At 60.5% G+C, this 12,147-nt stretch carries 10 protein-coding genes; 9 read left to right on the top strand and 1 reads right to left on the bottom strand.

Translation table 11 applies throughout. The features are described from left to right. Window positions 1-16: 16 nt before the first annotated feature. The gene (gene gap / locus ALTERO38_RS11510; RefSeq protein WP_159968471.1) at window positions 17-1,018 is read right to left on the bottom strand and encodes a type I glyceraldehyde-3-phosphate dehydrogenase; all 1,002 of its coding nucleotides are present in this window, start codon (window positions 1,016-1,018) and stop codon (window positions 17-19) included. 122 nt (window positions 1,019-1,140) lie between these two features. On the opposite strand from gap, the gene edd reads away from it, so the two are divergent. From edd to ALTERO38_RS11465, 9 genes are all read left to right on the top strand, one after another. Beyond that, on the top strand, window positions 1,141-2,970 hold the full coding sequence (gene edd / locus ALTERO38_RS11505; protein WP_159968470.1) for a phosphogluconate dehydratase: 1,830 nt from the start codon (window positions 1,141-1,143) through the stop codon (window positions 2,968-2,970). Next, entirely contained in the window at window positions 2,967-3,938 is a 972-nt protein-coding gene (locus ALTERO38_RS11500; protein ID WP_159968469.1) for a glucokinase, read from the top strand. The genes edd and ALTERO38_RS11500 overlap by 4 nt, the downstream gene beginning before the upstream one ends. Before the next feature lie 39 nt (window positions 3,939-3,977). Beyond that, a complete protein-coding gene (locus tag ALTERO38_RS11495; protein WP_102834493.1) occupies window positions 3,978-4,712 on the top strand; it encodes a response regulator in 735 nt (244 codons plus the stop codon). Continuing rightward, window positions 4,696-6,156 (top strand): ATP-binding protein, encoded by a 1,461-nt coding sequence (locus ALTERO38_RS11490; RefSeq protein WP_159968468.1) that lies wholly within the window; start codon window positions 4,696-4,698, stop codon window positions 6,154-6,156. The genes ALTERO38_RS11495 and ALTERO38_RS11490 overlap by 17 nt, the downstream gene beginning before the upstream one ends. Before the next feature lie 167 nt (window positions 6,157-6,323). Beyond that, window positions 6,324-7,574: an ABC transporter substrate-binding protein gene (locus tag ALTERO38_RS11485; RefSeq protein ID WP_159968467.1), complete on the top strand. Its 1,251-nt coding sequence runs from the start codon at window positions 6,324-6,326 to the stop codon at window positions 7,572-7,574. A gap of 178 nt (window positions 7,575-7,752) precedes the next feature. Next, on the top strand, window positions 7,753-8,661 hold the full coding sequence (locus ALTERO38_RS11480; protein ID WP_159968466.1) for a carbohydrate ABC transporter permease: 909 nt from the start codon (window positions 7,753-7,755) through the stop codon (window positions 8,659-8,661). After that, window positions 8,654-9,499 (top strand): carbohydrate ABC transporter permease, encoded by an 846-nt coding sequence (locus ALTERO38_RS11475; RefSeq protein ID WP_159968465.1) that lies wholly within the window; start codon window positions 8,654-8,656, stop codon window positions 9,497-9,499. Before ALTERO38_RS11480 ends, ALTERO38_RS11475 begins: the two co-directional genes overlap by 8 nt. Before the next feature lie 10 nt (window positions 9,500-9,509). Beyond that, the gene (locus ALTERO38_RS11470; protein ID WP_159968464.1) at window positions 9,510-10,667 is read left to right on the top strand and encodes an ABC transporter ATP-binding protein; all 1,158 of its coding nucleotides are present in this window, start codon (window positions 9,510-9,512) and stop codon (window positions 10,665-10,667) included. Between the two features lie 235 nt (window positions 10,668-10,902). Continuing rightward, a complete protein-coding gene (locus ALTERO38_RS11465; protein WP_159968463.1) occupies window positions 10,903-12,126 on the top strand; it encodes a carbohydrate porin in 1,224 nt (407 codons plus the stop codon). Window positions 12,127-12,147 lie beyond the last annotated feature (21 nt).

Below are 12,147 nucleotides of genomic sequence, written 5' to 3'. Positions count from 1 at the left end.
GGATGGGCTGCTGATCTTATGACGCTTCGTGAAGAGCGCGGCAAGTGTCTAGCATCCGGTTGGAAAAACCCCACTCGTTGTCATACCAGGCCATCACTTTCAGCAAGCGTCCGCTAACCTTGGTGTGGTTGGTGTCGAAAATCGACGACATCGGGTTGTGGTTGAAGTCGCAGGAAACCAGCGGCAGCGAGTTGCACGCCAGAATCGGCGAGTGCTGACTGGCGTCGAGCATCAATGCGTTGACCTCCTCGGCGGTTGTCTCGCGACCCAGTTCGAGGGTCAGGTCGACCAGCGAGACGTTGATCACCGGAACGCGTACGGCCATGCCGGTCAGCTTGCCGGCCAGCTCTGGCAGTACCAGACCCACCGCTTCGGCGGCGCCGGTCTTGGTCGGGATCATCGACTGGGTGGCCGAGCGCGCTCGGAACGGGTCGCTGTGATAGACGTCGGACAGGTTCTGGTCATTGGTGTAGGCATGGATGGTGGTCATCAGGCCGTGTTCGATGCCGTATTCGCGTGACAGGATCTGCGCTACGGGCGCCAGGCAGTTGGTCGTACAGGATGCGTTGGAAATGATCTGGTGCGACTGACGCAATGTATCGTGATTGACGCCATAGACGATGGTGGCGTCAACGCCGGAGGCCGGGGCTGAAATGATGACTTTGCCGGCACCGGCCTGCAGGTGTGCGCTGGCTTTTTCACGGGAGGTGAACAGGCCGGTACACTCGAAGACCACATCGACGTTGTGCTGGCGCCACGGCAGCTCCGCGGGATTACGAATAGCTGTCACGGCAATCGGGTCACCGTTGACCCGCAGCTGGTCGTCTGACACTTCGACTTTTGCGTCGAAATGGCCGTGGACGCTGTCGAATTGCAACAAGTGGGCGTTCATCGCCGGGCTGCCGAGGTCGTTGATGGCCACGACCTGCAGATGCTCGCGATAGCTCTGGCTGTACAGGGCACGAAGGACGTTGCGTCCGATACGACCGAAGCCGTTAATGGCGATCCGAATAGTCATAAGAGGTCCTGGGCGGAATTTGTTGTAGGAATTACAAGATTATTCCTGTCAAAATAGAAATCAAGCCCAAATCCATGTTGTTTTGTTGATAAAACCAAAGATTCATGAGCAGGAGTGATGGCATGCACCCGCGGATTCAAGAAGTGACTGAGCGATTGATCGAACGCAGCCGGCCGACCCGACAGCGCTATCTGGCGCAGATGGCCGGCGCGGCGAGTGACGGGCCTCAGCGCGGCAAGCTGCAGTGCGCCAACTTCGCTCACGGCGTTGCCGGTTGTGGATCGGCCGATGACAAGCAGCGTTTGCGACTGATGAACGAGGCGAATGTAGCCATCGTCTCGGCCTACAACGACATGCTCTCGGCGCATCAGCCGTATCAGTACTTTCCCGACCTGATAAAGGAAGCTCTGCGCGAAGTGGGGTCGATCGGGCAGTTCGCTGGTGGTGTGCCGGCAATGTGTGACGGCGTGACCCAGGGCGAGGCGGGTATGGAACTGAGCCTGGCCAGTCGCGAAGTAATCGCCATGGCCACGGCCGTCGCGTTGTCTCACAACATGTTCGACGGGGCCCTTTACCTCGGTATCTGCGACAAGATCATTCCGGGCCTGATGATCGGCGCGCTGCGCTTCGGCCACCTGCCGTCAGTGTTCGTGCCCGGTGGCCCGATGACCTCTGGCATTCCCAACAAGCAGAAAGCGGAAGTGCGCCAGCGCTACGCAGAAGGTAAGGCCAGCCGTGAGGAGCTGCTGGAATCGGAGATGGCGTCTTATCACAGCCCTGGTACCTGCACGTTCTATGGCACCGCCAACACCAACCAGGTGGTGATGGAGATCATGGGCCTGCACCTGCCGGGTTCGTCCTTCGTCAATCCCTATACGCCACTGCGTGACGAGCTCACACGTGAGGCGGCGCGGCAGATCACTCGCCTTACGCCGCAGTCGGGTAACTACGTGCCGCTGTGCAAGATCGTCGATGAAAAATCGATCATCAACTCGGTCGTAGCGCTGAATGCCACGGGCGGCTCGACCAACCACACCCTGCATATCCCGGCGTTCGCCCAGGCGGCAGGCATCCAGTTGACCTGGCAGGACATGGCCGATATTTCGGCCGTCACACCGACGCTCGCCAAGGTCTACCCGAACGGCCAGGCGGACGTTAACCATTTCCACGCCTGCGGTGGCGTTCCGTTCATGGTGCGTACGTTGCTTGAGGCCGGCTTGCTGCACGAGGACGTATACACGGTCCTGGGCAAGGGCCTCAGCCAATACACCAAGGAACCCTTCCTCGAAGACGGCAAGCTCGTCTGGCGCGAAGGGCCGGAAAACAGTCTGGACGAGGCGATCCTGCGCCCGGTCGAGCGCGCATTCTCGCCTGAGGGCGGGCTGCGTGTCCTCGAAGGGAATCTTGGGCGTGGCGTCACCAAGATCTCTGCGGTCGCGCCGGAACACCGCGTGGTGGAGGCGCCGGCGCGCGTGTTCAATGACCAGAGCGAGCTCGCACTGGCATTCAAGAACGGTGAACTGGAAAAGGATTTCGTCGCCGTGGTGCGTTTCCAGGGGCCGAAAGCCAATGGCATGCCTGAACTGCACAAGCTGACCCCATTCCTCGGCGTGCTGCAGGATCGCGGCTACAAAGTTGCGCTGGTCACTGACGGCCGCATGTCCGGCGCCTCCGGAAAGGTACCGGCGGCTATCCACGTCTGTCCGGAAGCGCTCGACGGCGGTCCGCTGTGCCGTGTGCGCGACGGCGATGTCATTCGTGTCGATGGCGAAACGGGTGAGCTTCGAGTACTGGTTGATCAGGCCGAGTTCGATAGCCGCGACGCCATCTCGGCTCCGAGCGATCTGGGGATTGGCTGCGGACGTGAGCTGTTCGGCTTTCTGCGCGCGGCGTTCAGCCCGGCGGAAAAGGGCGCTAGCGTCTTCACCGAGGCGTTGGGGGCGCTCAAGTGACGGCGCTCGTAGGGGATATCGGCGGCACCAATGCGCGCTTTGCCTTGTGGCGAGACCAGCAGATCGAGTCGGTGCGGGTATTGCCGACGGTTGATTATCCACGCCCGGAAGATGCGATTCGTGCCTACCTGCAAGGCGTCGGACTGGCTGTCGACGCGCTGCAGGCCGTGTGTCTGGCCTGTGCCGGGCCGGTTTCAGGCGATGAATTCGCTTTCACCAACAACCATTGGCGCCTCAGCCGCAAGGCGTTCAGCCAGGACCTGGGATTGAGCAACCTGTTGCTGATCAATGACTTCACCGCCATGGCGCTGGGCATGACCCGGCTGCGCGAAGGCGAACTGGTCGAGGTCTGTTCGGGGCAGTCTGAACCCGGCGCCGCACGCCTGGTGATCGGCCCCGGGACCGGCCTCGGCGTCGCGACCCTGCTGCCGCTCAAGGACGGCAGTTGGCGGGCGCAGCCAGGGGAGGGTGGCCATGTCTGCCTGCCAATCGGCAGCGCGCGAGAGGCTGCACTGTGGACGCGGCTGCACGATAAGTTAGGGCACGTGAATGCTGAAGCGATTCTGAGTGGCGGCGGTTTGCTGGAACTCTATCGGACCAGCTGCGCGCTGGATAACGAGCCGGTAAAACTGGCCAGCCCAGCTGAGGTGACCGCGGCAGCGCTGACCGGTGATGCCTATGCGGCAGCAGTGCTGGAACAATTCTGCGTCTGGTTGGGTCGGATCGCCGGCGATAACGTGTTGACCACGGGTGCACGAGGTGGCGTTTATATCGCGGGTGGTATCGTTCCGCGCTTCGTCGAATTCTTCAGGCGCAGCGGTTTCAGCCAGAGTTTTCGCGACAAGGGCAATATGAGTCGGTATTTTGACAATATTCCGGTCTGGGTAGTGACTGCCAAGTATCCTGGCCTGGAAGGCGCCGGCGTGGCATTGCAGCAGTTGCTGGAGGGCCTGCACAGCGGGGACTGACCCGTTTCGAAACACCCTATAAGAAAAGAAAGGACGCCAGTGAGCCAGGTTGGAAGATCGATTCTGCTGGTCGACGATGACCAGGAAATCCGCGAGCTGCTAGACACCTACCTCAGCCGATCAGGCTTTCGAGTGCGCACCGTTGCCGACGGTGCGCAGTTTCGCGAAGCCATGAGCCACGACCCTGCAGACCTCGTCATCCTCGATGTGATGCTGCCTGACGAGGACGGTTTCAGCCTTTGCCGTTGGGTGAGAGGGCATCAGCGGCTGGCACAGATGCCAATCATCATGCTGACCGCCAGTTCAGATGAGGCTGATCGAGTGATTGGTCTGGAGCTGGGTGCCGACGATTACCTCGGCAAGCCTTTCAGTCCGCGCGAGCTGCTGGCGCGGATCAAAGCGCTGTTGCGTCGGGTCAACTTTGGCCAGGAGCGCGGCAGTGACGTACAGGCCTTCGATGAATGGCGGCTGGATATGGTCAGTCACCGGTTGTTTCATCAAGACGGTGAAGAGGTGCTGCTGTCCGGCGCCGACTTTGCGTTGCTCAAGCTGTTTCTGGACCATCCGCAACAGATCCTCGACCGCGACACCATTGCCAACGCCACCCGCGGCCGCGAGGTCATGCCGCTCGAGCGGATCGTCGACATGGCGGTCAGTCGCCTGCGTCAGCGGCTGCGCGACACCGGAAAGTGCCCAAGACTGATCCGAACCGTACGGGGCAGTGGATACATGCTCGCCGCGCAGGTCGCACCGCATCATGACGCGCTCGGTTAAGCGCCGCTGGTCGCCTGTTCCACGCTCACTGCTCGGCCGCATGCTGTTCCTGACGCTGCTGGTGGTGCTGATGGCGCAGGCGCTGTCCAGCTTTATCTGGGTCTCGCAGCTTCGCGCAAGCCAGAAGGAGGGGCTGCTGACCAGTGCACGCAGCCTGGCCCATTCGATGGCTGCCAGCGTCAGCTATTTCCGTTCGTTGCCGTTGGGGTACCGGCCCCTGGTGCTCGACCAGTTGCGCAGCATGGGCGGTACGCGCTTTTTCGTATCGCTGAATGACAAGCCGCTTGAGATGCGAATCCTGCCGCCAACCGAGCGCAAGCAGGCGGTGCTGGCGCAGGTGGATGAGGTGCTGCGTGAACGTCTCGGCAGGAATGTCGACATGTCGGTCAGCTTCGTCAGTCCTGACGATCTGCGGATTTTCAACGGCGGCCTGAAGCTGGACGAGTTGCCGCGGTCCTGGGCGCATTACGCACTGAGCTTGGAGCCGCTGAACCCGCCTGTGCTGGTCACTCAGATTCAGATTGCGCCGAACGAGTGGCTGTATCTCGCCTCGCTGATGCCGGCACCCTATGTCAGCCTCGAGAACGAAGGCGTCCCCACTCAGCAACTCTGGTTCATCTTTCTGACCAGCAGTTTTCTGCTGCTGTTCATCGGTATTCTGGTGCACTGGCAGAGCCGACCGCTCAAGCAGCTGGCCCAGGCGGCGCGTGAGATGTCGCTGGGCAGCGAAGTGGAACTGTTGCCCGAGGCGGGGGGAAGTGAGGTGGTGGAAGTCAGTCGCGCATTCAACAGCATGCGTGAGCGCATCGGGCGTTACCTCACCGAACGTAGCCAGTTGTTCAGTGCGATCTCGCATGATCTGCGTACGCCCATCACGCGGCTGCGGTTGCGAGTGGAGCTGCTGGAAGATGAAGCCTTGCAGCGCAAATTCAGTCGTGACCTGGATGAGCTGGAGTTGTTGGTCAAAGGCGCACTGCAGTGCGTCAAGGACACCGATATCCACGAAAACATCGAACCGCTGGATCTCAATCTGCTGCTCGATTGCGTCACCGAGCCGTATCTGGCGAACGGAGGCAACGGCCGCGTCACGGTTCAGGGCAGGGCGAGTGCCCCCTATGCCGGCAAGCCGCTGGCGCTCAAGCGCTGCATCGGCAACCTGCTGGACAACGCGTTGAAGTATGGCGAACGTGCCCATCTGCTTATCGAAGACGATAACGGAACATTCGTTCTGCATGTTGATGATGAAGGGCCTGGGGTGCCGGAAGCCTGGCTCAAGCAGGTTTTTGAACCCAACTTCCGCCTCGCCGCCAAGCAACCCGGTTACGGACTTGGTCTCGGCATCGCGCGAAACATCGCGCATGCCCATGGCGGTGAGGTCAGTCTGCGCAATCTGCCTGCCGGGGGGCTGCGGGTGACCTTGAGCCTTCCGCGGACGACCGATTGAGCCCCTCTGCAGGCGTGGCACCTCAACGCGTTACAAAGTCCCGAGCTTTGTAACGAAACGGTGACCAATCACTATCCCTTCGTTACCCGGCGCGATGATTCGCGCGCCTAGAATCGGTGCAGCGCAAGCAAAGACTTGCATCGATAACAACAAGAAAAGGAACCCCAATGAACGCGATTCATCGTCTGGTTGCTGCTGTTTCCCTTGTTTCCCTCGTTCCTTTCGCCCACGCCGGGGAAGTTGAAGTGCTGCACTGGTGGACCTCAGGAGGCGAAAAGCGCGCTGCTGACACCCTGCAGCGACTGGTCGAGGAAGAGGGCCACACCTGGAAGGATTTCGCCGTTGCCGGTGGCGGTGGCGAAGCGGCCATGACCGTTCTCAAGACCCGCGCCGTTTCTGGCAACGCACCTGCAGCCGCTCAGATCAAAGGCCCTGACATTCAGGAGTGGGGTGAGTTGGGCCTGCTGACTGACCTCAACGAGGTGGCGGAAAAAGCCAATTGGGACGAACTGCTGCCCAAACAGGTATCGGCTGCGATGAAGTACGACGGTGACTACGTCGCCGTGCCGGTCAACGTACACCGTGTGAACTGGCTGTGGATCAACCCGGACGTGTTCGAGAAAGCCGGCGTTGAACCGCCGAAAACACTCGACGAATTTTTCGCAGTGGCCGAGAAGCTGAAAGAAGCGGGCTTCATGCCACTGGCTCATGGTGGCCAGCCCTGGCAGGACGGAACCGTCTTCGAAGATCTGGCCCTGGCCATCCTTGGCCCGGAGGACTTCCGAAAGGCATTCGTCGAGCTCGATCGTGACGTGCTGACCGGCGACAAGATGGTCAAGACCTTCGAGGCCCTGAAGAAGCTGCGCGGCTACGTCGACAACAATGCCGCAGGCCGCGACTGGAACAGCGCGACGGCCATGGTCATGAACGGCAAGGCTGGCATGCAGATCATGGGCGACTGGGCCAAGAGCGAGTGGAGCGCAGCCAAGAAGATCGCTGGCGACGACTACAAGTGCGTGCCGTTCCCGGGCACTCAGGGCAGCTTCGCCTACAACATCGACTCACTGGCGATGTTCAAGCTGAACAACGATGACAATCGCAAGGCCCAGCAGGATCTGGCCCGGATCGTTCTGGAGCCTGAGTTCCAGCAGTTCTTCAACCAGAACAAGGGCTCGATCCCGGTCCGTCTGGATCAGGACATGAGTGAGTTCGATGCCTGCGCCCAGCAATCGATGACGGACTTCAAGCAAGCGGCTCAGGGCCCGGGGCTGGTGCCCAGCCTGGCGCATGGCATGGCGGCGTCGAGCTACGTTCAGGGCGCTGTGTTCGATGTCGTGACGAACTTCTTCAACGACTCGTCCGCCGACCCGAAAAAGGCTGCCCAGCAATTGGCAGCTGCGATTCAGGCGGTCCAGTAGCGCAACGGGGCGCGGACCCTCGCGCCCCATTTCAACACCGATCAAGCATTGACTCCCCCGCGGCCGAGCTGTCAGCCGGCCGCGACGGGAACGGCTTGTTCGAAATTCGTAACGGGCCTCGATATCAGCGCGCTCTGATCACGACCGTAACGGAACCTGTAAACAATCGGAGCCAACCATGAGCTCAACAGCCGTTTACACCAAGGCTTCGCCGCTGGATGCGCTGCAGAACTGGCTACCCAAGTTGGTACTGGCGCCCAGCATGCTGATCGTTCTGGTCGGCTTCTACGGCTACATCCTGTGGACCTTCCTGCTTTCGTTCACCAATTCAAGCTTCATGCCGAGCTACAAGTGGGTCGGGCTGCTGCAGTACGAGCGGCTCTGGAACAACGATCGCTGGTGGGTGGCAAGCAAGAACCTGCTGGTATTCGGCGGGCTGTTCATCACGATCAGTCTCGCGATTGGCGTGTTGCTGGCGGTGCTGCTGGACCAGCGCATCCGCCGCGAGGGCTTCATTCGTACCGTCTACCTCTACCCGATGGCGCTGTCGATGATTGTCACCGGCACGGCCTGGAAGTGGCTGCTGAACCCCGGCCTGGGGATCGACAAGATGCTGCGCGACTGGGGCTGGGAAGGCTTTCGTTTCGACTGGCTGGTGGACCCGGACCGCGTGGTCTATTGCCTGGTGATTGCAGCCGTATGGCAGGCCTCGGGTTTCGTCATGGCCCTGTTCCTCGCCGGCTTGCGCGGCGTCGACCAGTCCATCGTGCGCGCCGCGCAGATCGACGGCGCCAGCCTGCCGAGCATCTACCTGCGCATCATCCTGCCCAGCCTGCGCCCGGTGTTTTTCAGTGCGCTGATGATCCTTGCGCATATCGCCATCAAGGCCTTCGACCTTGTGGCGGCCATGACCGCAGGGGGGCCGGGCTACGCCTCCGACCTGCCGGCCATGTTCATGTACACGCACACCTTCACCCGCGGGCAGATGGGGCTTGGCGCAGCGAGCGCGATCCTCATGCTGGGCGCGGTGATGGCGATCGTCGTGCCTTATCTGTATTCGGAATTGAGGAACAAGCGCCATGACTAGCCATGTAGGGCCAAAGCGCCTGACGTTGAGTCGTGTAGCGATCTACACAACGCTGCTGGTCGCCGTTGCGGTTTATCTCATACCGCTGGTGGTCATGCTGCTGACCAGCCTGAAGACGCCCGCAGACATCCGAACCGGCAATCTGCTGTCGTGGCCGGAGGTCACGACTGTGATCGGTTGGGTCAAGGCGTGGGATGCCGTCGGCGGTTACTTCTGGAACTCTGTGAAGATCACCGTTCCGGCCGTCATCATCTCGACACTGCTCGGCGCCTTGAACGGCTACGTGCTGGCCATGTGGCGTTTTCGCGGCTCGCAGCTGTTCTTCGGTCTGTTGTTGTTCGGCTGCTTTCTGCCGTTTCAAGTGATCCTGTTGCCAGCGTCCTTCACGCTCGGGCAACTCGGGCTGGCCAATACCACGCCGGGCCTGGTGCTGGTGCATCTGGTCTATGGCCTGGCCTTCACCACGCTGTTCTTCCGCAACTTCTATGTGAGTGTGCCGGACGCGTTGATTCGCGCAGCACGCCTGGACGGTGCGGGATTCTTCACCATCTTTGCGCGGATCCTGCTGCCGATGTCGATCCCCACGATCATGGTCTGCCTGATCTGGCAGTTCACCCAGATCTGGAACGACTTCCTCTTCGGTGTGGTGTTCGCCAGTGGCGATACGCAGCCGATCACCGTGGCGCTGAACAACCTGGTGAATACCAGCACGGGGGTCAAGGAATACAACGTCGATATGGCTGCGGCGATGATCGCCGGGCTGCCAACACTGCTGGTGTACATCCTTGCCGGCAAGTATTTCCTGCGCGGGCTCACTGCCGGCGCAGTCAAGGGATAGGAGAACAATCATGGCCGCACTCGAACTTTGCAATGTCCGTAAGAGCTATCCCGGAAGCAACCACGACACCCTGAAAGACATCGATCTGAAAATCGACGATGGCGAATTCCTGATCCTTGTCGGGCCTTCCGGTTGCGGCAAATCGACCTTGATGAACTGCATTGCTGGGCTGGAAGAGATCACGGGTGGAGAGATCCGCCTGGACGGCGGAGACATCAGCGGCGCCAGCCCAAAGGATCGCGACATCGCCATGGTGTTTCAGTCCTACGCCCTGTACCCGACCATGACGGTGCAGGAGAACATCGCCTTCGGCTTGAAGATGCGCAAAGTGCCGGCATCGAAGATCGACGAAGAGGTTTCTCGTGTCGCCAAGCTGTTGCAGATCGAACATCTGCTCGGTCGCAAGCCGGCTCAGCTTTCCGGTGGTCAGCAGCAACGCGTCGCCATGGGCCGGGCATTGGCGCGCCGGCCGAAGATCTATCTGTTCGATGAGCCGCTCTCCAACCTCGATGCCAAATTGCGGGTGGAGATGCGCACCGAAATCAAGCTGATGCATCAGCGCCTGAAGACCACGACGGTCTATGTCACCCATGACCAGATCGAAGCCATGACTCTGGGCGATAAAGTTGCCGTGATGAAGGATGGCATCGTCCAGCAGTTCGGGACACCAAAGGAGATCTACAACGATCCCGCCAATCTCTTCGTCGCAAGCTTTATCGGATCACCGCCGATGAACTTCATCCCGCTGCGCCTGAGCCGTCACGCCGGTGGCTGGCGCGCTTTGCTGGAAAGCGGCCAGGACCGTTGCGAGTTGCCGTTGAACCTGGCGGATGGGCAATCGCTGGAAGGCCGAGAGGTGATCCTCGGCATACGTCCAGAGCAGATCAGCGTAGGTGCCGAGGTAGATCTGCCTTCGCTGCGCGCCGAAGTGCAGGTCATCGAGCCGACAGGGCCCGACACCATGATCTTCGTCAGCCTCAACCAGACCAAGGTTTGCTGCCGGCTGAGCCCGGACGCCGCGCCGAATCCCGACGAGAGCCTGACGTTGCAATTCGAGCCGGACAAGGTGCTGCTGTTCGATGCGCAGACGGGTGAGCGGTTGGGCGTTACGCCTGGCAACGGAGCTTCCGGTCGCAATAGCACCATCACCCGGCTGGTCGCGCGGTAAATCGCTGATCCCAAGCGAAGTGGGAAAAAGGCCGGGTCGCCGTGTATTTGCGTACCGGCACCCGGCGCTTTGAGATGTTATTGATATTTCAGACTTTTTTAGCAGGCAGTGGCCATGGTCGCTGCTGGTGAAAACTCGAGCCGCGACAGGCAGCGACGCTGATGCGGATCGAAAGGAGAGCCATACCGGCTCAATCCAAAAGCAGTAACAACAATAAGAGCTAATTGGAGTGGATATGAAGAAAACGACACGCATAGGCCTCGCAGTCTCGCTGGCCAGTCTCGCTTTGCCGTTTACTGCGCAGGCATTGGACTTCAACGGCTATGTGCGCAGTGGTGTTGGCGAATCGACGGCAAGCGAATCGCAGGCCTGCTTCCAGCTGCCGGGCGCAGCGTCCAAGTTCCGACTAGGGAACGAGTGCGAGCAGTACGCCGAGCTGGGGTTGCGTCAGAATCTATTCACCATGGACGACGGGTCAGTCCTGAGCGTTGAGGGCATGGCTGCGCTGTACAACGAATACGATCACACACCCAAGTTCACCGGCGACCATGGCTTTGCGCGGTTGGTGCAGGCCTACGCCGAATGGAGCAACATCGCGGCGCTTAACAACGGCTCGTTGTGGGCCGGAAGGCGCTTCTACAAGCGGAATGACATCCACATCTCCGACTTCTATTACTGGAACCAGAGTGCTACGGGTGCCGGTATTGAAAACGTTGAAATTGGCGGCCTGCAATACAGCTACGCATTTTCGCGCAAGGACAGCGTCTTCCAGGAAAACTACACCAATCGCCACGACTTCAACGTCGGCGGGTTTGACTCTAACCCCGACGGTGAGCTGCAGTTCGGCGTCAGCTACATCGCCGATCCGGACCGTGGCGACTCCAACAGTGGCTGGTCGGTGACGGCTCAGCATGAGCAGATTGGGTTTCTGGGGGGCAGCAATACTTTCGCTGTTCAATATGGTGAAGGCCCAGGTACCGGGCTTGGCTACACCGGAGACGTGACGCTGGATGAAAGCGCCAAGAGCTGGCGGGTGGTTGAGTTTTTCGATTGGCAGGTTACGCCGCGCTTCGGTGGGCAGTTCCAGGTGGTCTATCAGAAGGACAAGCGCCAGGGTGGCGGCGATCAGGATTGGATCTCGGTGGGGGTGCGCCCGGTTTATGCCTTGACCGAGGAGTTCAAGCTGGTGGCCGAGGTGGGACACGATCAGATCGATGCTGAAGCCGGGACCCGCAAGCTGACCAAATTCACCATCGCTCCGACCTGGTCACCCGCAGGCCCTGGGTTCTGGGCGCGTCCCGAATTCCGTCTGTATTACACCTATGCCCAGTGGAACGACGCTGCGCAGGAGGCCGCCAATCTGATGGCCGCTGGTAGCGCCTTGTCGGAGACCGGTGCCTTTGGCACCGCGCAGCACGGTTCCAACTTTGGCGTGCAGGTCGAGTACTGGTGGGATTGATCGACGCCATAGCCGAATTCG

This window comes from Pseudomonas sp. 9Ag (assembly GCF_902506445.1).
GTDB lineage: Bacteria > Pseudomonadota > Gammaproteobacteria > Pseudomonadales > Pseudomonadaceae > Stutzerimonas > Stutzerimonas stutzeri_AB.
This window is presented reverse-complemented; position numbering and strand designations above follow the sequence as displayed.

Bases quoted from the DNA above. Each gene is read 5' to 3' on its own strand.
- ALTERO38_RS11465 (WP_159968463.1), top strand. From the start codon at position 10,903: ATGAAGAAAACGACACGCATAGGCCTCGCAGTCTCGCTGGCCAGTCTC.
- ALTERO38_RS11485 (WP_159968467.1), top strand. From the start codon at position 6,324: ATGAACGCGATTCATCGTCTGGTTGCTGCTGTTTCCCTTGTTTCCCTC.
- ALTERO38_RS11470 (WP_159968464.1), top strand. From the start codon at position 9,510: ATGGCCGCACTCGAACTTTGCAATGTCCGTAAGAGCTATCCCGGAAGC.
- ALTERO38_RS11490 (WP_159968468.1), top strand. From the start codon at position 4,696: ATGACGCGCTCGGTTAAGCGCCGCTGGTCGCCTGTTCCACGCTCACTG.
- gap (WP_159968471.1), bottom strand. From the start codon at position 1,018: ATGACTATTCGGATCGCCATTAACGGCTTCGGTCGTATCGGACGCAAC.
- edd (WP_159968470.1), top strand. From the start codon at position 1,141: ATGCACCCGCGGATTCAAGAAGTGACTGAGCGATTGATCGAACGCAGC.
- ALTERO38_RS11475 (WP_159968465.1), top strand. From the start codon at position 8,654: ATGACTAGCCATGTAGGGCCAAAGCGCCTGACGTTGAGTCGTGTAGCG.
- ALTERO38_RS11480 (WP_159968466.1), top strand. From the start codon at position 7,753: ATGAGCTCAACAGCCGTTTACACCAAGGCTTCGCCGCTGGATGCGCTG.